We start from the raw sequence: 23474 nt of genomic DNA on the forward strand, positions 1-23474 counted from the left end.
GCACAAGACGCACACGACGATGAGCACTGCGCGCTCCACGGCGGACTTCGCCCTCCGCCTGGCGTTCTTCGCCGCGGCGCCGTTCGCGATCGTCCGCATCGCCACGCTGTTCCCCGTCGGCGCGGCGGTCGTGCAGATCGTGCTCGCGCTCGGCGTGTTCTTCGCGGGCGAGGCCGCCCACGCGCTGGCCGCGCGCTCGGGGCTGGCGAGACGCCTGCTCAGAAACCAGCTCGCGTTCGAAGCCTATTACCGGGCGCACCCCCCCGGACCGTTTCTCTACTACGTCTTCTATCCGCTGCTCTTTCCCTATTGGCTGTGGAACACGGAGGCGAGGCGCGAGTTTCTGCTCTTCAAGGGCTATACGCTCTTCAGCTTCACGCTGCTGGTCGCCTCGCTCGGCGTGCAGTATTGGCGCTCGTTCCCGCCGGAGCTCGGCGCGCGCGACTTCGTGCCCATCGCCGCCGGCACCCTCGCCGTCGAGACCGTGGTCATCCTCGCGTTCCTCATGCCCATGGTGACGACCGTGGTCCACCTCCACCGGGAGGCGGCGCCGCGTCGACTCGCGCTGCTGCTGGTCGTCGCGATCGTGTCGGTCGGCTTCGCGGGATACCGCGTCACGCGCAAGCGCGATCCGCTGGTGTCCTTCGCGAGCCGCGAGCGGGCGCGGCTCCGCACCGCGCGCGATCCCCGCCGGGCGCGCGAGGTGCAGGCCGAGGCCCTGCGCGCCGCGTGGGCCGCCATCCAGCGGACGCGCGGCGACGTCGACACCGACGGCAAGGTCGAGGGTGCGCCGCTCGAGGCGGGCCGCGCGGCCCTCGAGGCCTTCTACAAGCCCGACGAGACCGCCGCGTGGGACCTCTGGTACCGCGTGGGGAGCAAAGGAGCGCGCCGAGACAAGCGGGAGAAGGTCCTCGTGGTGTACTTCGCCGCCGGGTGGCGGCGACGCGCCATGTGGCTGTCGCTCGACGGCGCCGGCGCGGTGAGCAACGACCCGAACCGGCTCCCGAGCGGCGCGTTCGACGCGATGCGAAAGGCCGCCGTGCGGTAGTCCGAGGCTCTCGGCTCGCTTGCGCGCGCGCCCTACGCCCCGACTTGACGAGAGCCGCGCGGGTAGATATCGTCGTTTTACGATGAGTTCGTCCCCTAAGCCCTCCGATGCCTGCTGCCCACCGGCGAGAGAGCAGGTCGACCTCCGCCCGGTCGAGGGCCACGAGGCGGACGAAGAGCTGGCCACGCTCTCGAAGGCGCTCGGCCACGCGGCGCGCGTGAAGATCGTGCGCATCCTCCTCCGAAAGAACGCGTGTGTGTGCGGCGACATCGTGGACGAGCTGCCGCTCGCCCAGTCGACGGTCTCTCAGCACCTCAAGGTGCTGAAGGACGCGGGCCTCATCCGCGGCGACGTGGACGGGCCGCGCGTCTGTTACTGCATCGAGCCGCACGCGCTCCGCCGCCTGCGCGCGCTCGTCGGGGGGCTGTGATGGCGGCCTCTTCCACCCGTCTTCTTCATCGTTCATCGCCGATAATCGAAAGGAACCTCCCATGTCCGTGACGCTCCGTGTGTTCGACCCCGCCATGTGCTGCTCCACCGGCGTCTGCGGCCCGAGCGTCGACCCCGAGCTCGCCCGCTTCGCCGCCGACGTCGACTGGCTCCAGAAGCAGGGCGTCACGGTCGAGCGCTTCAACCTGTCGCAGCAGCCCGCCGCGTTCGCGGACACGCCGGCCGTGAAGGAGGCGCTCGGGCGTGGCACGGAGGTGCTGCCGCTCGTCCTCGTGGGCGACCGCATCGCCGTGGAGGGGGCCTACCCGTCGCGCGAGACCCTCGCCGCGCTCGCGGGCGTGCTCGTGAAGAAGGTCGACTCGGCGCCCGCCACCTCCGGCTGCTGTGGCGCGGCGGCGGTCAAGCCGAAGTCGAGCTGCTGTTGAAGAGCATGGCCCTCCTCGATCGCGCGCCGAGAAACCTCTTCTTCACGGGCAAAGGCGGCGTCGGCAAGACCAGCGTAGCCTGCGCGGCGGCGATCGCGCTCGCGGAGCGCGGGCGACGGGTGCTCCTCGTCAGCACCGATCCCGCCTCCAATCTGGACGAGGTGCTCGAGACTCCGCTCACCGGGGCGCCGCGCGCGGTGACCGGCGTTCTGGGGCTCTACGCGCTCAACATCGACCCCGAGGCCGCCGCGCACGCCTACCGCGAGAGGATGGTCGGTCCGTACCGCGGAGTGCTGCCCGACGCCGCGGTGCGCAGCATCGAGGAGCAGCTCTCGGGCGCCTGCACCGTCGAGATCGCCGCGTTCGACGAGTTCTCGAAGCTCCTGGGTGACGCGAGCGCGACCTCGGACTTCGATCACGTCGTCTTCGACACGGCGCCTACGGGGCACACGCTGCGCCTGCTCGAGCTGCCGGCCGCGTGGACGGGCTTCCTCGAGGCGAACGTCGGCGGCACGTCGTGCCTCGGCCCGCTGGCGGGTCTGAAGGCCCAGCAGGCGCTCTACGCGGGCTCGCGTGCCGCGCTCGTCGACGGCGCCCGGACCGCGCTCGTCCTCGTGTCGAGGGCAGACGTCGCGGCGCTGCGCGAGGCCGAGCGAACCCGTGGCGAGCTCGCGGCGCTCGGGATCGAGCGGCAGGAGCTCGTCCTCAATGGGATCTTTCGCGCCGACGGGGCGGCTGACCCGGTCGCCGTAGCGATGGAGCGCCGCGGCGCCGACGCGATGGCGACCATGCCCGCGGGCCTCTCTGCGCTGTCCCGCACGGAGCTCCCGCTCTTGCCGTTCGGGCTCGTCGGCGTCGCGGCGTTGCGGCAGCTCTTTGGAGGGACTCCCGCCTCCACGGCGCCGCCCGCGACGGCTCCGCTCGACGTGACGGCCAGACCGCCGACCCCTTCGCTGGCCGCGCTCGTGCCGGCGCTCGAGGCCTCGGGACATGGCGTGATCATGACGATGGGCAAAGGAGGCGTCGGCAAGACCTCCGTGGCCGTGAACGTGGCCGTCGAGCTCGCGCGCCGCGGACACGCGGTGCATCTGACCACGACCGATCCGGCCGCCCACGTCGAAGAGACGCTGGGCGGCGCGGTCTCCGGCGTCCGCGTGAGCCGCATCGACCCCGCCGCCGAGACGCGCGCCTACGCCGAGGAGGTGCTCCGCACGGCCGGCGCGAACCTCGACGCCGCCGGTCGCGCGCTGCTCGAGGAGGAACTCCGCAGCCCCTGCACCGCGGAGATCGCGGTCTTTCGCGCGTTCGCGCGCGTCGTCGACGAGGGCGAGCGCGGGTTCGTGGTCATCGACACCGCGCCCACCGGACACACCCTGCTGCTGCTCGACGCGGCCGAGTCGTACCATCGTGAGGTGCTGCGGTCCTCGGGCTCGGCGCCGGAGGAGGTCCGGCGCCTCCTGCCGCGCCTGCGTGACGCCGCGTTCACCAAGATCCTCCTCGTCACGCTGCCGGAGGCGACGCCCGTGCACGAGGCCGCGGCGCTCCAGCGTGACCTCGAGCGCGCCGACATCCGCCCCTTCGCCTGGGTGATAAACTTGAGCCTGACGCCGCTCGAGATCACCGACCCGGGGCTCGTGCGGCGCCGCGCGAACGAGGCGCGGTTTCACCGCGAGGTGGCCGCGCTCGCGACTCGGGTCGCCGTGGTGCCATGGTCCGCGCCCGCGGGGGCGAGGCCGCGCCTCGACTTCTTCGCGCCGACCGAAGCGCCACGCGTGGAGGCGGCGCCGAACATGCAAGCGAGCCGCAGGCGAGCGGCGGTTCTATGGCAACCGACCGAAGGGAGGGCGTCATGAAGCCGGCCCGAGCGACACGCCACGACCTGCGCGGACGACGCTCAGCGGACACCCCATGACCACTCCCGCGCCGGCCCGCGCCGGGCTGCTCGGCAAGCTCTCGATCCTCGATCGTTACCTGACCCTGTGGATCTTCGGCGCGATGGCGCTCGGCATCGCCCTCGGCTTCCTGGCGCCCGGGTTCACGACCGCGCTCCACCGCATGAGCGTGGGCACGACCTCGATCCCGATCGCGATAGGCCTCGTGCTGATGATGTATCCGCCGCTCGCGAAGGTCCGCTACGAGGAGCTCGGGAAGGTCTTCCGCAACAAACGCCTGCTGGCGCTGTCGCTCGTGCAGAACTGGATCATCGGCCCGCTCCTCATGTTCGGGCTCGCCGTCGTGTTCCTGCGCGACAAGCCCGAGTACATGCTCGGCCTCATCCTCATCGGGCTCGCGCGCTGCATCGCGATGGTCATCGTGTGGAACGACCTCGCGAAGGGCGACACCGAATACTGCGCGGGGCTCGTCGCGTTCAACTCGATCTTCCAGGTGCTGTTCTTCTCGGTCTACGCGTACTTCTTCGCCACGCTGCTGCCGACCTGGCTCGGCCTGAAGGGCGCGATCGTCGACATCAGCATCGGCGAGATCGCCAAGAGCGTCGCCATCTACCTCGGCATTCCGTTCGCGGCCGGCTTCCTCACCCGACGCGTCCTGGTGCGCGCCAAGGGACGCGACTGGTACGAGAAGCACTTCGTGCCGCGCATTGGGCCTGTCACGCTCGTCTCGCTGCTCTTCACGATCGTCGTGATGTTCTCGCTCAAGGGCGAGGCGATCGTGCAGCTCCCGCTCGACGTGCTCCGCATCGCGGCGCCGCTGCTCGTCTACTTCGTCGTGATGTTCGCGGTGTCGTTCTTCATGAGCAAGCGCGTGGGCGCCGACTACAAGCAGACCGCGACGCTCTCGTTCACGGCCGCCTCCAACAACTTCGAGCTCGCCATCGCCGTCGCCATCGCGAGCTTCGGCATCCACAGCGGCGCGGCCTTCGCGGCCGTGATCGGGCCGCTCGTCGAGGTGCCCGTGCTCATCGGCCTCGTGAACGTCGCGCTCTGGGGGCAGCGCCGCTACTTCCCCGCTGCGGCGCGTGAGGTCGCGGCGCTCGAGGCCGCGACTCCCGCGACCGCCTCACCGACCGCACCAGGCGCCTCATGAGCGGCGAGGCGAAGGGCATCCTCTTTCTCTGCGTCGCGAACTCAGCGCGGAGCCAAATGGCCGAGGGGCTCGGCCGCATGATCTTCGGAGACCGGGTGCCCGTCATGAGCGCTGGAAGCCGCCCCTCGACGGTCAACCCCTACGCCGTCGCGGTCATGCGCGAGCTGGGCGTGGACATCGCCACGCATCACTCGAAGTCGGTCCAGACGATCGACGCGGCGGCGGTCGACACTGTGATCACCTTGTGCGCGGAGGAGGTCTGCCCCGTGTTCCTCGGCCAGGCTCGGCGGCTGCACTGGCCGATCCCCGATCCTGCGACCCAAGACCCGGCGATCCCGCCGGAGGAGCTGCTCACGCGCTTCCGGACGGCGCGGGACACCCTCCGCGGGAGGCTCGAGCGATTCGCAGCAGAGGAGCGCCTCGGCTGACTTTGCTCAGTCTGCCCCGCGTCGGCCATCTGCAGGGTGATGCGGGCGATGACGCTCGGTGAGCTGCGTCCTTTCGGCGACGCCCCCGTCTTGATGAATAGGAGGTAACGACCATGAACGAACAGACCAAGGACGAGGTTCGCACCGCGGTGCGTGAACAGTACGGAAACATCGCCCGCTCCACGACGGGCGCGAGCTGCTGCGCGCCGGGGAGCTGCGGTCCGGGGGCGAACGCGAGCCTCGCGCTCGGGTATTCCGCCGAGGACCTGGCCGCGGTCCCCGAGGGCGCCAACTTGGGCCTCGGCTGCGGGAACCCGCATGCCATCGCCGCGCTGAAGCCGGGCGAGACGGTGCTCGACCTCGGCGCGGGAGGAGGCTTCGACTGCTTCCTCGCGGCCAAGCAGGTGGGGCCGACCGGGCGAGTCATCGGCGTGGACATGACGCCGGACATGGTCTCGAAGGCGCGCGCCAACGCGCAGAAGCTCGAGGCGAGGAACGTCGACTTCCGGCTCGGTGAGATCGAGCACCTACCCGTCGCCGACGGGACGGCGGACGTCATCCTCTCGAATTGCGTGGTCAACCTCAGCCCGGACAAGGGGGCGGTCTTCCAAGAGGCCTTCCGTGTGCTCAAGCCGGGCGGCCGCCTCGCCATCTCCGACGTCGTGAAGACCCAGGCGCTCCCGGAGTCGCTCGAGAACGACGTCGCGGCGCTGACGGGCTGCGTCTCCGGCGCGGCGAGCGTGGAGACCCTGCGCGCGCTGCTCCGCGTGGCGGGCTTCGAGGGCATCCGCGTCGACGTGAACGAGCAGAGCCGCGACTTCATCCGCGACTGGCTGCCCGGCTCGGGGGTCGAGGACTACGTCGCGTCGGCCACCATCGAAGCCGTCAAGCCGGGCGGCGTGAAGTCGTGCTGCGGCCCGTCCTGTTGCGCGCCGGAGACCTCGGCATGATCGAGCCGGCGGCGCGCGGCGCGTGGCGCGAGCTCGAAGCGAAGCTGCGGCCCTTCGTCGCGCGCCGCGTGCGATCGGACGTGGACGTCGACGACGTCGTGCAGGACGTCTTCCTGCGGATGCAGCGGGGGCTCGAGGGGCTCCGCGACGAGCAGCGCTTCGGACCGTGGGTCTATCAGGTCGCACGGAGCGCGGTCGTCGACCACCAGCGCGTCGCCGCGAAGCACCGAGTGGCCGACGGCCACGCCGACCGCGAGGCGGAAGATCCGCGCGACGTCGACGACCGCGCCCTCGAAGAGGAGCTGGCGGGCTACCTGGCCCCCTTCGTCGCGATGCTCGCGTCGCCGTCCGCAGGCTCGGCTCGAGGGCCTGACACAGAAGCAGGCCGCCGGGTGCTCGGTCGGGTGAGTCTCGCGTGCGCGGGCGCGTGCTGCTGCGCGGGGGGGCTGCATCGCCCTGGACGCGCGGGGGCGCGTGCTCTCGTGCGAGCCGCGACGCGTCCCGTGCGGCTGCCGCACATGAGCTGCTCGGCCCTCGCGGCCGCTTCCGCCCTGCGGGGAACCTGAAGTGAGCCCGAAGGGGCTCGCCCGCCCTGGCGCGAAGGGCGGCGGCAGCGGAACCTTTGAGGCTCGGGCGGATAGGTTTTGCGCGTACGCAACTTTGGCGCATGCTCACCGGAATGCACCGCGCGTACTTCACGTCTGTCGCCCTGGTCTCTTCGGCGCTCGTCGGCCTCCTCGCGTCGTGCGGCACCGACGCCGGGGTGACGCCCACCGACGCCGGCCCCACGCCCACGACGAGCGCGAGCGTGCCGGGCCCGACCGGCCAGGGCCTGCCCTGCGACGTGCAGCGAGTGCTCGCGGACAACTGCTGGAAGTGCCACTCGAGCCCGCCGAAGTTCGGCGCGCCGATGCCGCTCACCACGCACGCGCAGCTGATCGCCGCGGCCACGAGCGACGCGACCAAGAAGGTGCACGAGCGGGTGGTCAAGCGCATCCACGACGACGCCGCGCCGATGCCCCAGGCGCCCAACCCCCGGCTGTCGGCGGCCGACATGGCCGTGCTCGACGCGTGGTCCGCCGCGGGCGCCCCCGCTTCGACCGCGCCCTGCAATCCGCCGCCCCCCGGCGACGCGGGACCCACGGAGCCCCTCGCGTGCACCCCCGACATCTCGGTGGCACCGAGCGAGCCTTGGACCATGCCCGAGGCCGACGCGAACGACTACGTCTGCTACGGCGTGAACGTCACCTCACCCACCGACAAGCACATCGTCGCCATCGCGCCGCGGATCCAGAACCCGTCGATCGTGCACCACGTGCTCATCTTCAAGTCGGACTCCGCGTACCCCACGAAGCCCCAGAAATGCCCCTCGGGTGGCTCGCTGCAGTGGCGCCTCATGTACGGCTGGGCCCCGGGCGGCAAGAACATGGTGATGCCCCCCGAGGCCGGCTTCGCCGTGAAGGCCGGCCAGACCACGAACTTCGTCGTGCAAGTTCACTACAACAACGCGCGCCGCCTCGTCGGCCAGACCGACACGAGCGGCGTCGAGCTCTGCACGTCGGCGCCCCGACAGTTCGAGGCTGACGTGCTGGCCTTCGGCACGCAGAAGATCGACATCCCCCGCAAGAGCGAGCTCGAGAAGACCTGCAGCGTCACGGTGCCGGCCGCCCTCGCGGGCCGGAAGGTCTTCGCGGCGATGCCCCATATGCACGAGCTCGGCTCGGCGATCGAGACGAGGCTCACGAAGGCCGCGGGCGGAGCCGAGGTCGACCTCGGCTCGGTGCCTCGGTGGGACTTCAACACCCAGTTCTGGCTCCCAATCTCCGCCACGCTCGATGCCAACGACGTGGTAAAGACCCGCTGCGCGTGGAAGAACTCGACCGATCGCGACGTGAAGTTCGGCGAAAATACGGAAGACGAGATGTGCTACTCGTTTACCATGTATTATCCACGTATCGACACGGCGCTGTGGACCTGGGCCGTCCCCGCGCTCGGCTCGCAGTGCCGGTGACGCGAGCGGCGCGCCCCCTTCCCTCCCCGCCACGCGCGGGCCGCACCCACGGCGCGCCCTCATGACCCCCTCGCGCGGCATCCTTGGGCTCGCCCGCCCGCTCGCGCTGCTGTGCGCCGCGGCGGCGCTCGCGTCGGCCCCCCTCGCTTGCACGACCGACGAGTGCGCCTCCTCGGAGGGGCCCCCGAGCGCGGGGCTGACCGTGCACACGGCCGCCAACGCGTGCGTCATCGTCACGGCCGTCTCCCACGGCGCGGTCACCGTCGCGCGCGCGAGCGACGGCGCCCACTTCGAGCTCCGTGGGTGTTCCACGGGCCCCGCAGCGCGCTTCCACCTTCGCGCGACGGACCTCGGCACTTATCTCCTGCGCGACGCCGACGGGGGCTACCTCACCGACGACGCGGGCACGCTCGGCCGCGTGAAGAAGCTCGAGTCGGACACGCTCCGCAACGAGGAAGGGTACGTGTCGCCGGCCGAGTGGCACCTCGAGCCATCGCCCTCCAACGCGGAGCGGTTCCGCCTGAAGAATCGCGCCTCCGGCGCCTACCTGTCGGGCGCGGGGCTCACGCGCGAGGCGGCCCTCGCCGCCGACGTCGTGCTTTCGAAGAGCGAGGGCTGCTCCGACTTCCCCGAGCTGTCGGTCAACGCGACCGGCGAGGTCACGAAGACCCGCTTCGCGGACGGCGCGCTGTACGGCGTCGTCGACGCCCACTCGCACCTGTTCTCGAACTTTGGGTTCGGCGCCGGCGGCACCTTCCACGGCTCGCCGTTCCACCGCCTCGGCGTAGAGCACGCGCTCCCCGACTGCTCGCCGTTCCACGGCGAAGAGGGCCGCAGCGACGTGCTCGGCTACTTTTACAATGGCGACGAGTTCGACATCGGGAAGGCGACGTCTGCGCTGATCAGCGGGCGCGTCCCCGAGTTCGATCACGAGACCGCGGGCTATCCGAAGTTCACCCACTGGCCCCGGGCGGTGAAGAACTCGACCCATCAGACCCAGTACTACCGGTGGATCGAGCGCGCGTACCTGGGCGGCCTCCGCTTGCTCGTGCAGCACGCCACGAGCAACCAGGTGCTCTGCGAGCTGATGAACGGCATCCGGGCGCAGCAGAAGCGCCTCTCGTGCAACGAGATGGAGGCGGCCGAGCGCGAGATCGACGAGACCTACGCGCTCGAGCGCTACGTCGACGCGCAGTCGGGCGGGCCCGGCCGCGGGTGGTTCCGCGTGGTCACGTCCGCCGCGAAGGCGCGCGAGGTCATCGGACAGGGCAAGCTCGCGGTGGTCCTCGGCATCGAGACCTCGAACCTGTTCGACTGCTTCCTCCCGGCGCGGCCGGGCTACCCCAAGTGCGACGCCGCCTCCGTACGCGCGAAGCTCGACCACATCTACGCGCGCGGCGTGAGGGTGCTCTTCCCCGTGCACAAGTTCGACAACGCGTTCTCGGCCGGCGACGGGCACCGCGGCTTCATCGAGCTCGGCTCTTTCATAAATAGCGGACATTACTCAAATTTCACAAACAACTGCGACGCGACGATCCCGGCCCCGTTCGACCGGGGCGACGTCACGTTCGGCGGCATCAACCGACCTCGCGAGGTCTACGACGCGCCGTCGCCCCTGAACTTTTCCGGCTTCGAGAAGGCCCCGGTCGGCGCGCTGCTCCCGCACGTCGACGACCTCAAGAAGCCCGCGCTGAAGGGCGACTACTGCCAGAACGCGGGGCTCACACCGCTCGGCGAGGGGCTCATCACCGAGATGATGCGCCGGGGAATGATCCTCGAGATCGACCATTTCCCGAAGCGCTCCTACGCCCGCGCCGTGGAGCTGCTCGTGAAGAACGACTACCCCGCGGCCGGCACGCACGGCAGCAACGCGAACAAGCGCCTCTACGCGCTCGGCGGCATCTCGACCCTCGGGATCCCGCGGTGCAGCGACGGCGATCCAGCGGCCTTCTCCGCGGCGTTCGCGGCGCGCTTCGACGCCATCGCGGCGGCGGGCGGGTACCGCGCGCAGGGCTTCGGCTTCGACCTGAATGGGCTCGCGGGGGCGCCGGGCCCGCGCTTCGGCGCGCTGGCGAGGTGCACGAAGCCGCAGGCGAACCCGGTCACCTACCCGTTCAAGTCGTACGCCGGCGACGTCACCCTCACGGCGCCGACCTTGGGGGAGCGGGCCGTCGATTTCAACTCGGAGGGCCTCGTGCACATCGGGCTCATGCCCGAGCTCGTCGAGGACGCGCGCCGCATGGGCGTCACCGACGCCGCGCTGGAGCCGCTCTTCCGCTCGGCGGAGGGGTACGTGCGGATGTGGGAGCGCGCGGAGCGCCGCGGGGCAGCGCTCTCGGCGACGCCCTGACCTCATCTCCAGGCCTCGGCCGGGCTCGCTCGCTGGGCCCCCGCGGATCGCGTGGTCGGTGCCGGCCGGAGATGTTGTAATGGTGGGGAGTCTCCGGGAGCGTCGAGCGGATGAGGTCTGCGTGAGAGAGCGAGGCGGTACGAACGGCGGAGAAAAGCAGGCGACCGAGCCCGTGTTCGCCGACTACGAGCTCCTGCCCAACACGTCGGACGAGTGCTTCGCGGCGGGAGGGGCGCCGCACCCGTACGCCACGGAGATCGTCCGCCTGCTCGACGCCGTGGGCCGCGCCGCGTTGAGAGCGCGTCAGCGCCTGACGATGGGCGCCTTCCTCAAGGGAGGGATCACGTTCAACGTGTACTCCGACAAGAAGCGCGGCGAGCGCATCTTCCCCTTCGATCTCGTCCCCCGCGTCGTCGACGGCGCGGCCTGGGATCGGGTCGAGCGCGGCCTCGTCCAGCGCGTGGCGGCGCTGAACGCGCTGCTCCTCGACATCTACGGCGAGCAGCGCGTCATCAAAGAGAAGGTGATCCCCGAGGGGCTCCTCCTCAAGTGTCCAGGGTACCTGCCAAAGCTCCGCGGCCTGGCGCCGCCGTCGAACGTGTTCGTCCACATCGCGGGGATCGATCTCATCCGCGACGCGAAGGGTGAGCTGCTCGTCCTCGAGGACAACGCGCGAACCCCCTCGGGCGTGTCGTACGTGCTCGAGAACCGCGCGATGATGAAGCGCTTTCTCCCCTATGTGTTTCAGCACGCGCACGTCCGCTCGGTGGACGAGTATCCGATGCGCCTGCGCGACGCGCTCCGCGCCGTCGAGCCCACGCCCTGCGACGACGGCGCGATGGTGGTGCTCACTCCGGGGCCGTTCAACTCGGCCTACTTCGAGCACAGCTTCCTCGCGCGGCGGATGGGCACGCCCCTCGTGCAGGCCTCCGATCTGTTCGTAGACGACGCGAAGGTCTACGTGAAGACGACCGCAGGCCCTCAGCGGGTGAGCGTCGTCTACCGACGCATCGACGACGACTTCCTCGACCCCGAGTTCTTCCGCACGGACAGCCTCCTCGGGGTGCCGGGCATCATGAAGGCCTACGCCGCGGGCAATGTGACCCTCGCGAACGCACCCGGCAACGGCGTCGCGGACGACAAGGCGATTTACCCGTACATGCCCGACGTGATCCGCTTCTACCTCTCGGAGGAGCCTATCCTCGGCCAGATCGACACCCTCCTCTGCGGTCGCCCGAACGAGCTCGAGCACGTGCTCGCGAACCTGCACGAGCTCGTCGTGAAGGAGGTCAACGGCTCGGGCGGCTACGGGATGCTGGTCGGGCCCATGGCGAGCGCGCGCGAGCGCGCGGAGTTCGCCGCCAAGCTCCGCCACAACCCGGACAACTACATCGCCCAACCCCTCGTTCAGCTGTCGACGAGCCCCACGCTCATCGACGGGCAGGTCGTCGCGCGCCGCGTCGATCTGCGCCCCTTTGTGGTGACCGGGAAGGACACCTGGGTGCTCCCCGGCGGGCTCACCCGGGTCGCGCTCGTCGAGGGCTCCTACGTCGTGAACTCGAGCCAGGGTGGCGGCTCCAAGGACACGTGGGTGCTGCAATGATCCTGTCGCGCGTCGCGGAGAGCTGTTTCTGGCTGGGCCGGTACGTCGAGCGCATGGAGAGCACCGCGCGCCTCCTCCGGGTCAACCGTGCGTTCGTGCTCGACGTGCCCATCGAGGCGCTCTCGCGGTGGCGCCCGGTGGTCGTCGTCGCCGGAGAAGAGCATAGGTTTCGCGAGCACGTCGGCGAGGCAGCGTTCACGGACGGGGAGCGGGTCGAAGAGTACATGGCGTGGGATCAGCGGAACCCCGCGAGCCTCGCGAACTCGGTCTTCTGGGCGCGCGAGAACGCGCGCACCACGAGAGAGATCGTCAGCCTCGAGATGTGGCAGACGCTGAACTCGTTCTTCCAGTGGGCGAAGGGTGGGCAGGGGCGCCGCCTCTGGTCGAGCGATCGCGAGCAGTTCTACCTGCGGATGCAGGAGCTCGCCGCGCTGTTCTGGGGCGTCATGTACGGGACGATGCTGCACGAAGAGCCGTTCGACTTCGTGCGGCTCGGCATGTATCTCGAGCGCGCAGGTCAGACCGTGCGCATGATCGACGTGCGGTACCACATGCTCGGGCCGAACGCGCATGAGACCATCGGCACGCCGATCGAGACCGCGCACGCCATGGCGCTGCTGCGCTCCTGCTCGGCCACCGAGCCGTTCCTCAAGCGCACCCGCGGGATCCCGTCGGGCGCACACGCGGTCGACTTCCTCCTCCACGACGAGGCCTTCCCGCGCTCGGTGCGCCACTGCCTCGACCGCGCGGCGCACGGCCTGAAGCGCGTGCGCCCAGGCGGGAGCGCGATCGGCGCGCGCACGCAGCGAGAGCTTGGTCACCTCGAGCGGACGCTGAGCGAGGATGGAGCGCGCGGGCGCGACGAGGCGCACGCCATGCTCACGCACCTCATCGAGGGGCTCGCGGCGACCTGCGAGGCGTTCCACTACGACTTCTTCGGTCACGTCTCCCCGGACGAGCGCAGGTCGAGCGCGGACGCCACGGCGAGCACCTGAATTCGGCGCTCACGGCGGCGGCTTGTTGAAGATCGAGGCGTACTCTTCGATTGGCGCGACCGTGACGGCGATGGAGACTTCGTGGTCCCCGCCGCCCAGCAGAACTCCACGGAGGGGGATGACGTCGTCGTAGTCACGGCCCCAGCCGAGGGTCACGTGCTCGAGAGAAGGAAAGAGGTTGTTCGTGGGATCGACGTCGACCCAGCCGTGCCCCGGACAATACACGGAGACCCACGCGTGAGAGGCGTCTGCCCCAACGAGGCGCGGCCGGCCCGGAGGCGGGCGCGTGAGCAGATACCCGCTCACGTAGCGCGCCGAGAGGCCGATCGAGCGGAGGCACGACAACATGAGGTGGGCGAAGTCCTGGCACACGCCCCGCCGCTTCGTGAACACGTCGAGCACCGGGGTCGACACGGTCGTCGCGGTGGGGTCGAAGGTGAACTCGGAGTGAATGCGATTCATCAACGCCCGCACGCCCGCCAGGATGGGCGCGCCCGGGGGGAAGAGGGGCGCGGTCCAGGCCGCGAGCTGGCGGTTGTTGCGCACCCGCGTCGACTCGAAGAGGAAGCGCGCGGCCTCGAGATCGGCGGGCTCCGGGCGGCGGCCCGCGCGGTAGGTGAGGCGGGTCCGGACGGCGTCCCACGCGGGGGTCGCGGCGTCGTCGGGGGTGGGCCGCGCGGTGACTTCGACCTTCGACTCGGCGCGCACCGAGAGCGAGGCGTGATCGCTCTCGATGACGAACGACGTCGTCGGGTTCCCGAACGCGTCGTCCGTCGCCGCGAGGATCTGGGGCTCCGGCGCGATGGTGAGGGAGTGGGCTCGGCACGTCTGCCACGGCATGGTCCGCGGCGAAAGGTGGAGGATCTGGCGCGAGAGCCCGACCGGGTGCTCGTACGTGTAGGCCGTGTCGTGGACGACCATGTAGGTCTTGACGGTCGGTGGCGACGTCCGCGGGGGCGTGGAGCGCGTCGTCATGGGTTCACCGAAGGGGTGGCGGCGCCCGCGTGGCTGAAGAAGCGGCGTTGGAGCTCGTCGGAGAGCCCAAGGGCGACCTGCTCCGCCTGCAAGAGCAGCCTCGAGAGCGCGAGGCAGGCGGCCTCCAGCGACTCACCGGACTCGGGCTCGAAGCCCTCGAGCGAGAACGAACGGAGCGCCTCGGTGAGCGTCACCAGGCCGTCGTCCTCCTCGAGCGGCGCCCCGCCCAGCTCCGCGCGGAGGCGCGCGCGCATCTCCGCGAGCTCGCAGAGCTGAAAGAGCACCGCGTGGGGGTTGCTCTCGTCGAGCACGACGAGGTGGAGGACCGGCAGCAATTCGGGGCTCCGGCGATACCGCGCGCGGAACGTGACGATGCTGTTCGCGACCTCGAGGAGCCACTCGAGAGACTCGACCCGGCGGTCCTCGTTGAACTCGAGGACGTGGGCTATCACGCCTGCGAAGTGGGCGAGGCGCTCGAGCCGGCGGCCGAGGAGCATGAACTGCCAGCTGTCGTCGCGCGTCATGTCGTCGAGCGCGAAGCCGGCGAGCGATACGCAGGCGAGCATGACCTCGTCGAGCGACTCGAGCGCCGCGCCCAGCTGCGCATCGGGCCCCGGCATGCGCTTCAAGAGACGATTGAGGACATGCCAGTTGTCGGTGGACATGCGCTCGCGCACCTGGTTCGCGCACGAGTGGAGGCGTATCACGTTGGCCGCGAGGCCGCCGGGGATCGAGGCGTCGACCACGGCGGCGACGAGGTTCGGTGCCGGCGGCGCCTTCGCCTTCCCGGACCTGCCGGAGGCCTCGTAGACCTTGAACACCTTGAGCCGCACGGCGACGTCGGTGAGCGACGCGATCGCGGCGTGCTCGTCCGGAGAGTCGTCGGCGATCCGGACGAGGCCCGCGCGGAGGAGGCGCGCGAGGCCCTCGCACCGCTCGGCGTAGCGCCCCATCCAATAGAGGTTTTCACCGACGCGAGAGGCGATGTCGACTGCGCTCTTCGCGATGTCCTGGACGCCGAGCCGCGGTCGCCGCAGCGGGATGCTCGCGACGGGCTTGTCGGCGAGGATCCAGGTGTCCTTGCTGGTACCACCCCACTGCATGGACACGATATCGCCGTCCTGCGGCGCCACGCGCGTGAGGCCCCCGTGCATGACCAAGTAGCCACTCGGTGTCGCGACCGCGAAGACGCGGAGGGTGGTCGCCCTCGGCACGAGCCGTCCGTCACCGCCCCACCTCGGTGACTGCGAGAGGTGGACGCGCTCCTGGGCGACGTAGGCGTGGGGCTGCGCGCGCAGACGCTCCACCATCGCGCGGCGATCGGCGGAGTCGAGCGAGTGCCCGAACGTGGGCTCGAAGCGCATCGACGGGTACGCGGGCTTGATGACCAGCTCGTCGAGGTGCCCGAGCACGTAGTCGAGGGCGGGCTCCTCGCCGCACCACCACGTCGCGATGGAGGGCATCGCGAGCTTCTCGCCGAAGAGGCGCTCGCTCACGGCGGGATAGAAGCCACCAAACGCGCCGGTCTCGAGGAGCGCCGTGCCAGGCGCGTTCGCGACGACCACGGTGCCGGCGCGGATCGCGTGCAGGAGCCCCGGGACGCCGAGCGCCGAGTCGGCACGTAGCTCCACGGGGTCGCAGAAGTCGTCGTCGAGGCGTCGCAAGATCGCGTGCACGCGGCGGAGCCCGCGGAGGGTCTTCAGGTAGACGCGATCGCCACGCACGATGAGGTCCTGCCCCTCGACGAGGGGGAAGCCGAGATATCTGGCGAGGAACGAGTGCTCGAAGTAGGTCTCGTTGTACGGGCCGGGCGTGAGCAGGGCGACCAGCGGGGGCTCGCTGCTCGTCGGCGCGAGCCGGTAGAGCGAGTCTTGCAGGGCCTTGAAGAACGGCGCGAGCTGCTCGACGTGCAGATCGCGGAACGCGTCGGGGAACGCGCGAGAGAGGGTCATTCGATTCTGCAGCGCGTACCCTGCCCCCGAAGGGCTCCGCGTTCGATCCGACAGCACCCACCACTTGCCGTTCGGCGAGCGCGCGAGATCGGCGGCGTAGAGGTGGAGCAGCACCCCGTCGGGCGGCGCGATGTTCTGCATCGGCCAGAGGAAGCTCCGCTGGCCGAACACGAGCGCCGGCGGCAGCAGCCCTCCGCGAACAGCCTCTGCGGCCCGTAGAGATCGCGGAGCACGGCGTTGAGGAGCCTCGCTCGCTGGGCGACCGCCGCGGCGATGCCCTCCCACTCACCGGGCGGCAGAATGAACGGGAGGAGATCGAGCTCCCAAGCGCGGCTCGTCCCCTGAGGATCGGCGTACACGTTGTACGTGACGCCGTCCGACACGATCGCGTCGTGGACGAACTCGGCGCGCTGCGCCGTCGTCTCACGCGAGAACCCGCCAAGTCGCGAGAGGAACGCGCGCCAGTGGGGGCGCGGGCTCCGCGCGTCGTCGAGCAGCTCGTTGTAGCGCGACGTCGACGGCTCGTATCCCTGGAGAAGAGTCTCGGTGGGCATCTGTGCTGGCTCTCGATGGGCTCAGTCGGCTCGGCGAAGGTCCAGCGTATGTGGAAACTCGGGGCTCACGGGCAGAGTCTTCGGCCGAACCTCCCCTGGGGTGTGGCCGGTCAGCGAGAAGCGCGCTCGGCGGCGCCCCTCGGCCTCGAGGGCGTTGACGGGGCGCGTGTCGTGCGCCCGCCCGCCGGGGTGGGCGACGTGGTATTCGCAGCCGCCGAGGCTCCGGCGGGTCCACCGGTCGACGAGGTCGAAGGTCAGCGGCGCGTGGACCGGGATGTGCGGGTGGAGGCAGCGCGGCGGTTGCCACGCGCGGTAGCGGACGCCCGCGACGTGCTCGCCGTTCTTGCCCATCGCCTGCAGCGGGAGGGCGATCCCGTTGCACGTGACGGCGAAGCGCTCCGCGGGCATCCCCGTCACCTTCACCTCGAGCCGCTCGAGCGACGAGTCGACGTAGCGGGCCGTGCCTCCCGGGGTCGCGTCCTCGCCCATTACGTGCCACGGCTCGAGCGCCGCGCGCAGCTCGACGTCGATCCCGCGCACATTGAAGCCTCCGTACCGTGGGAAGCGAAACTCGTAGTGCGGCGCGAACCACTCGGCCTCGAACGGGTAGCCGGCGTCCACGAGCTCCCCGAGGACGTCCTCGAAGTCCTGCCAGACGAAGTGCGGGAGCATGAAGCGATCGTGGAGGGCGGTCCCCCAGCGGGCGAGGCGCGCGGGGGCGAACGGCTTCTTCCAGAAGCGCGCCACGAGCGCCCGCAGGAGGAGCACCTGCGTCACGCTCATCCGCGCGTGCGGCGGCATCTCGAAGGCGCGCAGCTCGAGGAGGCCGAGGCGCCCCGCCGTGCCGTCGGGGGAGTAGAGCTTGTCGATGCAGAACTCCGCGCGATGCGTGTTGCCCGTCACGTCCACGAGCAGATCGCGGAACAGGCGATCCGACAGCCACGGGGGCGGCGGCTCACCCGGCGACTCCTTCATGCGCCGCGTCACCTCGCGGAAGCCGATCTCCAGCTCGAAGACCGCGTCGTCGCGCGCCTCGTCGACGCGCGGCGCCTGCGAGGTGGGGCCGATGAACATGCCGGAGAACAGGTAGGAGAGCGAGGGGTGCTGGTGAAAATAGGCGAGGAGGCTCCGCAGCAGATCGGGCCGCCGCAAGAACGGGGAGTCGAGGGGGGTCTTCGCCCCGAGGACGACGTGGTTGCCGCCGCCGGTGCCGGCGTGCCGTCCGTCGATCATGAACTTCTCGGCGGCCAGGCGCGAGAGGCGGGCGTCCTCGTAGAGGTCAATCGTGCGCGAGACGAGCTCGTCCCACGAAGCCGAGGGGTGGATGTTCACCTCGATGACCCCTGGATCCGGGGTCACGCTGAGGTGGCAGAGGCGCGCGTCGCGCGGCGGCGTATAGCCCTCGAGCAGCACGGGCACGCCGAGCTCCGCGGCGCTCGCCTCGACCGCGGTGACCAGCGCGACGTAGTCGTCGAGCGTGTCGACCGGGGGCATGAACACGTACAGCACGCCTGCGCGCGGCTCGGCGCACATCGCCGTGCGCGTGACCCACGTGGCGGACTCGCCCACCTTCGGCGAGCGCTCGCGCGCGGCCTTGGGCTTCGCCTCCCTGCTTGCCGCGCGACCACCGCGCGACCGGGGAGCCCGCCTTCGGTGGGGGGGACGGGGCCGCTTGCCCCGATCGGCGGGAGCGATCCACGGCTGAGCGTCGAGCGGGAGGCGGAGCCCCATCGGCGAGTCGCCGGGCACCAGCCAGCAGTGCTCCCCTCGGAAGTACCATGGGCTCGTCTTCCACTCGCGCGTCGCGGGATCGTAGGCAATCGGCAGGACGTGGCCGGCCGGCTCGTCGAGGCCGCCCGCGAAGAGGCGCGCGAGCCGCGCGCGCTCGAGCGGATCGTCGAGGCGGGAGGCGAGCGGATCGACGTTCACTGGCAACCGGCGCTCGCGCCAGAGATAGTAATAGGCGTCTTCGTGCGCGGAGAAGACGTGCTTCGGATCGAGCGCGAGGCGCGCGGCGACCCCCGCGAGCAGCGCTCGTGCGGTGTGGGCGTCCGCGCCGCTCGGGTTCGCCTCGTCGGCGATGAGGGTCGCGTCGCTCCACAGGGGCTCGCCGTCGCGCCGCCAGTACAGGTTCAGCGCCCAGCGCGGCAGCGGCTCACCCGGGTACCATTTGCCCTGCCCGAAGTGGACGAGCCCGGTCGGCGCATAGCGCTCGCGGAGCCGCTCGTAGAGCTCGCGCGCGAGCGCGCGCTTCGTGGGCCCCAAGGCCGCCGTGTTCCACTCCGCGGCGTCGAGGTCGTCCTTCGCGATGAAGGTAGGCTCACCGCCCATCGTGAGGCGCACGTCGCCCTGGAGGAGCTCGGCGTCCACCTCGCGACCGAGCGACAGCACCCTCGCCCACTGGTCCTCGGTGTACGGCTTCGTGACGCGCGGGACCTCGAGGACGCGCGTGACCTTCATCGCGTGCTCGAACGTCGTCTCCACCGCGTCGACGAGCCCGCTCACCGGCGCGGCGAGGGCCGGCTCCGCGGTGCACGCGAGCGGCAGGTGCCCCTCTCCGGCGAGGAGGCCGGATGTGGGGTCGAGCCCGATCCACCCGGCGCCCGGCAGATACACCTCACACCACGCGTGCAGGTCCACGAAGTCCTCGGCGGGCCCCGCGGGCCCCTCGAGCGGCTTCGTGTCGGCGGTGAGCTGGATGAGGTATCCCGACGCGAAGCGCGCCGCGAAGCCGAGCCGCCGGAGGATTTGCACGAGGAGCCACCCCGAGTCGCGACACGAGCCTGATCGGAGCTCCAGCGTCTGATCGGGGGTCTGGAGCCCGGGCTCGATGCGCACGCGGTACTCGATGGCCAAGTTCAGGCGCTGGTTCAGCTCGACCAAGAAGTCGTTGGTCGAGCAGCCCGCGCGGGAAATTCCTGCGACATAGGCGTCCAGCAGCGGCGAGTCGTCGAGGACCCGCTGGTACGGCGCGAGCTCGCGCTCGAGCGACGCCTCGTACTCGAACGGGAACCGCTCCGCGTACGGCTCGAGGAAGAAGTCGAAGGGGTTCATCGACGCCATCTCAGCGACCAGATCGACCTCGATCGTGAGCTCCCGGGTCTTCTTCGGGAAGACGAGCCGAGCGATGTAGTTCGATTGAGGGTCCTGCTGCCAGTTGAGGAAGTGCTCCGCGGGGAGCACCTGCAACCCGTAGCTGAGGATCCGCGAGCGGCAGTGCGGGGCTGGGCGCAGCCTCACGCTCTGAGGCCCGAGCGCGACCGGGTGCGCGTAGCGGTAGGTCGTCCGGTGGTGCAAGGCGACGTGGATGGTCATGGGTCGGGTCGCCAGGGTACGCGACGGGGCGCTCTTACGGCCAGGACGCGGTGCGCTCGGGGCGGTGGAGCCACGCGCGCGCGCCGCCGCGGTACCTTGGAGCCCATGGGCGCTCCGACTGGCATCCGGCACTTCCACCGCCTCGTCGTCTCGAACGTTTTTCTTTTGGACGGCGGCGTCGGCGACCGGTGGCTCGTCGACACCGGGCACTGGGCCGAGCGCGCCACGCTGCTCTGGGAGCTGCGCCGCGCCGGGCTGGGCCCGCGCGACGTCACAGGGGTGCTGCTCACCCACCGCCACTCGGACCACGCCGGGAACGCGGCGTTTCTCCAGCGCTACGGGGTGAAGATCTACGCGCACCACGCCGACGCGCGCGTGCTCGCCGGAGAGGCGCAACGCCCTCCGATGCGGCCGGGTGAAGGCACCGATCTCGTCTCCAGGGCGTTCGCCCACGTGGAGAACCTCTTGCCCGCCGCGCGGCTCCAGGTGGACGGCGCGCTCGAAGACGGGGACACCGTCGCGGGACTCTGCGTCCACGCCGTGCCGGGGCACACCGAGGGCTCCGTGTTCTTCCGGCACGAGCCCACGCGCACGCTCCTCACCGGCGACATGCTGCTCGCCGCGCGACCGCCCCTCACCCTGGTGCAGGGCCTCACGCCGCCCTTCGCCGCGTTCACCTCCGACCTCGCGCTCGCGCACGCGTCGCTGCGCGCGTTTCACGCGGCGGGATTCGACTACGACAACCTGCTCTCGGGCCACGGTCGGCCGATTTTGGGAGAGGCGCGCGAGGCGGTCGCCAGGCTCATCGCGGGGCTCCCCGCGCCCGTCGACCGTCGACCTGCTCCGTGAGATCTCGCGTCGGAAAAGCGCCGCAAGTCGACGCGCGTCACTCGCCGAGCGCCTCGCGCGCGACCACCTCGGCCACGTCGGCGAGCGCAGGAAAGGCCACGTCGTCGTACGCGTAGAGGTCGTCGTTGATGACCTCGTCGGGGTTCGCGTACACGGTAGCCGCCAGGAAAAAGGCCTTCCCCGTGGCCTTCTCCACAACGTACGCGTTGGTCGTGAGAAAGCCGTACGCCTGGCCGACCTTCGCGTACACCTCGAGCCTACCGCGCGCGCGCACACGCTCGAGACCACGCAAGAAGGGATTGAGCCGGTAGTCGGCCACCACGTTGCGATCGTATCCCGGGAGGCCCGATTGGCTCGGGAGCGTGCCGAGCGCCTCTTTGACGTACGCGAGATCGTCGGGAGTCGCCTGGTCTTTCGGGAGCTTCGCGCCGAGGAGCTCGGGCCGCACGATGCGCACGAGCGTGTCCTGGAGATCGCGGAGCGTCATGGCGTTCCTGTCGGCGAACGACGCGGGCCCTTTCACGAGCTTGCCGCTTTCGACGGACGCGTTCCCCACCTCGAGGCGCAGCGCCCGCGTCGCGGGGAGGACGAGCGTGCTCTTTCGCGGCGGGAGCGTGTCGCGTGGCCCGGTCTTCGGGACGAGATCGATGCGCGGCGAGACGGTGGCCGGATCGATCTCGCCTCCGGTGGCGAAGCCCATGCGCACGCGCGCCGACGCGAGCCCGAGGCCCCACAGGGTCTCGTGCGCTTCTTTGTGCCCGGCGAACGCGAGCAGCCGGTTCGCCGACGCGTTGTCCGAGACGATGAGCGCTCGCCACGTCTCGCGCGCGAGCGTGGTGGAGAAGGGCGAGCCGGGCCCCGACGAAGGGAAGATCTCGAGCGTGGTGTCGCGCCCAAGCCCCACCGCCGCGTGCTTCGCGTGCCGGAGCGCGGGGAGGCGGTCGTAGCTCGCGAGCGCGAGCGGGACCTTCATGGAGCTCGCCGGGAAGAAGTACTCGGCGTCGGCGAAGTACCCGTGCCGCTCGAGGCTCGCGGGTCTCCCGGCCTCGGCCTTCGTGACCGCGGCGTAGAGCACCTGGAAGCGGTACCTCTCGCGATCTTTGAGCACGGCGCGGAGCGTCTTTCCGCCGCGCTCGAAGGCTCGGGACAGCCAAAGATCCGCCGAAGGGGCCGCGGCCTTCGGGGCCGCGTCGCTCGGTGTTTTGGGCGACCCGGCGGGCGGCGGTGCCGCGAGGCTCCCCTTCGGGGGCTCGGTCTTCTTCGGGGCCGTGGGCTCGTCGTCCGGGATCTCGGGCTCGGCCGCCTGCTCGGTCGCGGGCTCGTCGTCGGGCTCGCTGGCGACGGGCTCGGCGAGCGCGCGGGGCGCGGCCGGCGGCGGGAGGGACCCCGAAGGCGTCGCGCAGCCCACGAGCGCGAGCGCCGCGACCAGGGCTCCGCGCGCGAGGGGCTCACGGCTCACGGGGAGCCTCCGCGGAGGTCATGATGCGCACGAGCTCGCGGTCGGCCGCCAACGTCGGCTCGAGCAACAGCACGAGGTAGTGATCCTCGTCCATCTTGCGCAGGCGCGCGATCTCGCGCGCGCCCCGTTCTGGCCCCTGCGCCATCATCACGAGCGCCGCCTGCGCGCGGGTGAGCTTGGGGTACGTCTTCAGGCAGCCACGGAGCGCGAGCGCGGACGCGCGCGCGTCGCGCCGTCGCTCGAGCGGCTCCATGGCCTTCAGGTAGCAGAGCGCCGGGGCGCGCTCGGGCACGTCGGCGCTCGCGAGGGCGACGTCGACCTCCGCCCACTCGCCGCGCATGCGGTGGACCTCGGCGCGCAGCAGCGCCGTGCGAGGGTGGTTCGGGGCCTCTCTCATGAGCTCGCGCACGAGCTCGGCGCCGCGCGCCACGTACTCGGGGGCCACGACGCCGAGCGCGTCGGCGAGGGTGCTCCCCTCTTCGACGGCGCGCACGAGCCCGGCGAGCGTGCGGCCTCGATCGGTGCTCGGCGTCGCGCCCTCGCCCGCGAGGTTCGCCCGCGCGATGCGCACGTGCGCGCCCACCTGCGCCTCTTGGCTCGTGAGCGCTTGGGACGCGACGAGCATCGCGTCGCCGAGCAGCAGGCTCACCTGGGCTTCGGCGAGCTTGCCCTCGAGCGTGCGGAGGCTCCGCGCGAACGCGGCCGCCTCGGGGTAGAAGTAGACGAGATCGCGCCTCACGATGGCGCGCACGTCCTCGAGCGACTTCGGGCTGCGCAGGGCCTCGTCGGCCGGCGACAGGCGCACGTTCTTGACCAGGGCGGCGAGCACCTTCTTCGCGTCGGCCTCGCGCAGCGCCCCGCCCCCCTGCACGACGAAGCAGGGTCGCGTCGGCGCCGGGGCCTTCGAGCTTGGGCCGGGCGACGTCGCCGCGAGTGGAGGCGGCATGCTCGCGGGGCGAGGTGTGCAGCCGCCGACCGCGGCGAGGCCGAGCGAGCCGAGCGCGAGCCCGACGACGAACGAGGAGCGAATCGCCATGGCGTATCCTTCGCTCGCGCCGAAGGCCG

General features: G+C 70.9%; 17 protein-coding genes and 1 pseudogene. 13 read left to right on the forward strand and 5 right to left on the reverse strand.

The genetic code is table 11. The features are described from left to right. Positions 1-19: 19 nt before the first annotated feature. From IPQ09_19895 to IPQ09_19950, 12 genes are all read left to right on the forward strand, one after another. Positions 20-1048 (forward strand): hypothetical protein, encoded by a 1029-nt coding sequence (locus IPQ09_19895; protein MBL0196444.1) that lies wholly within the window; start codon positions 20-22, stop codon positions 1046-1048. 82 nt (positions 1049-1130) lie between these two features. After that, the gene (locus IPQ09_19900) at positions 1131-1478 is read left to right on the forward strand and encodes a winged helix-turn-helix transcriptional regulator (protein MBL0196445.1); all 348 of its coding nucleotides are present in this window, start codon (positions 1131-1133) and stop codon (positions 1476-1478) included. A 61-nt stretch (positions 1479-1539) separates the two neighbouring features. Beyond that, positions 1540-1923, forward strand: coding sequence for an arsenite efflux transporter metallochaperone ArsD (gene arsD, locus IPQ09_19905; protein ID MBL0196446.1), 384 nt, complete (start codon positions 1540-1542; stop codon positions 1921-1923). A gap of 5 nt (positions 1924-1928) precedes the next feature. Beyond that, positions 1929-3776, forward strand: coding sequence for an arsenical pump-driving ATPase (gene arsA, locus IPQ09_19910; GenBank protein ID MBL0196447.1), 1848 nt, complete (start codon positions 1929-1931; stop codon positions 3774-3776). A 55-nt stretch (positions 3777-3831) separates the two neighbouring features. Then, a complete protein-coding gene (gene arsB, locus IPQ09_19915; GenBank protein MBL0196448.1) occupies positions 3832-4968 on the forward strand; it encodes an ACR3 family arsenite efflux transporter in 1137 nt (378 codons plus the stop codon). Further along, positions 4965-5396: an arsenate reductase ArsC gene (locus tag IPQ09_19920; GenBank protein MBL0196449.1), complete on the forward strand. Its 432-nt coding sequence runs from the start codon at positions 4965-4967 to the stop codon at positions 5394-5396. The genes arsB and IPQ09_19920 overlap by 4 nt, the downstream gene beginning before the upstream one ends. A gap of 113 nt (positions 5397-5509) precedes the next feature. Then, complete coding sequence (locus IPQ09_19925; GenBank protein ID MBL0196450.1) at positions 5510-6346, forward strand: arsenite methyltransferase; 837 nt, start codon at positions 5510-5512, stop codon at positions 6344-6346. Beyond that, positions 6343-6912, forward strand: a complete 570-nt coding sequence (locus tag IPQ09_19930; GenBank protein ID MBL0196451.1) for a hypothetical protein — start codon at positions 6343-6345, stop codon at positions 6910-6912. The genes IPQ09_19925 and IPQ09_19930 overlap by 4 nt, the downstream gene beginning before the upstream one ends. A 101-nt stretch (positions 6913-7013) precedes the next feature. Continuing rightward, on the forward strand, positions 7014-8357 hold the full coding sequence (locus tag IPQ09_19935; GenBank protein ID MBL0196452.1) for a peptidylglycine alpha-amidating monooxygenase: 1344 nt from the start codon (positions 7014-7016) through the stop codon (positions 8355-8357). Positions 8358-8418: 61 nt separating this feature from the next. Beyond that, complete coding sequence (locus tag IPQ09_19940) at positions 8419-10707, forward strand: hypothetical protein (protein ID MBL0196453.1); 2289 nt, start codon at positions 8419-8421, stop codon at positions 10705-10707. A gap of 79 nt (positions 10708-10786) precedes the next feature. Beyond that, the gene (locus IPQ09_19945) at positions 10787-12310 is read left to right on the forward strand and encodes a circularly permuted type 2 ATP-grasp protein (protein ID MBL0196454.1); all 1524 of its coding nucleotides are present in this window, start codon (positions 10787-10789) and stop codon (positions 12308-12310) included. Further along, positions 12307-13305 (forward strand): alpha-E domain-containing protein, encoded by a 999-nt coding sequence (locus IPQ09_19950; protein ID MBL0196455.1) that lies wholly within the window; start codon positions 12307-12309, stop codon positions 13303-13305. Before IPQ09_19945 ends, IPQ09_19950 begins: the two co-directional genes overlap by 4 nt. 9 nt (positions 13306-13314) lie before the next feature. Here IPQ09_19950 and IPQ09_19955 read toward each other — a convergent pair whose 3' ends face one another. The 3 genes and pseudogenes from IPQ09_19955 to IPQ09_19965 form a co-directional block, all read right to left on the reverse strand. Then, positions 13315-14280 (reverse strand): transglutaminase family protein, encoded by a 966-nt coding sequence (locus IPQ09_19955; protein ID MBL0196456.1) that lies wholly within the window; start codon positions 14278-14280, stop codon positions 13315-13317. Continuing rightward, positions 14277-16786 (reverse strand): annotated as a pseudogene (locus IPQ09_19960) (circularly permuted type 2 ATP-grasp protein). The gene IPQ09_19955 and the pseudogene IPQ09_19960 overlap by 4 nt, the downstream one beginning before the upstream one ends. Positions 16787-16807: 21 nt before the next feature. Further along, positions 16808-20101, reverse strand: coding sequence for a transglutaminase family protein (locus IPQ09_19965; protein MBL0196457.1), 3294 nt, complete (start codon positions 20099-20101; stop codon positions 16808-16810). Between the two features lie 105 nt (positions 20102-20206). Here IPQ09_19965 and IPQ09_19970 point away from each other — a divergent pair, with 105 nt between their 5' ends. Beyond that, positions 20207-20950: an MBL fold metallo-hydrolase gene (locus tag IPQ09_19970; GenBank protein MBL0196458.1), complete on the forward strand. Its 744-nt coding sequence runs from the start codon at positions 20207-20209 to the stop codon at positions 20948-20950. A 37-nt stretch (positions 20951-20987) separates the two neighbouring features. On the opposite strand, the gene IPQ09_19975 is transcribed toward IPQ09_19970, so the two are convergent. Then, on the reverse strand, positions 20988-22409 hold the full coding sequence (locus tag IPQ09_19975) for a serine hydrolase (protein MBL0196459.1): 1422 nt from the start codon (positions 22407-22409) through the stop codon (positions 20988-20990). Continuing rightward, positions 22399-23445, reverse strand: a complete 1047-nt coding sequence (locus IPQ09_19980; protein ID MBL0196460.1) for a hypothetical protein — start codon at positions 23443-23445, stop codon at positions 22399-22401. The genes IPQ09_19975 and IPQ09_19980 overlap by 11 nt, the downstream gene beginning before the upstream one ends. Between the last annotated feature and the right edge of the window lie 29 nt (positions 23446-23474).

It is taken from the genome of Myxococcales bacterium, assembly GCA_016720545.1.
Classification (GTDB): Bacteria; Myxococcota_A; Polyangia; order Polyangiales; family Polyangiaceae; genus JAAFHV01.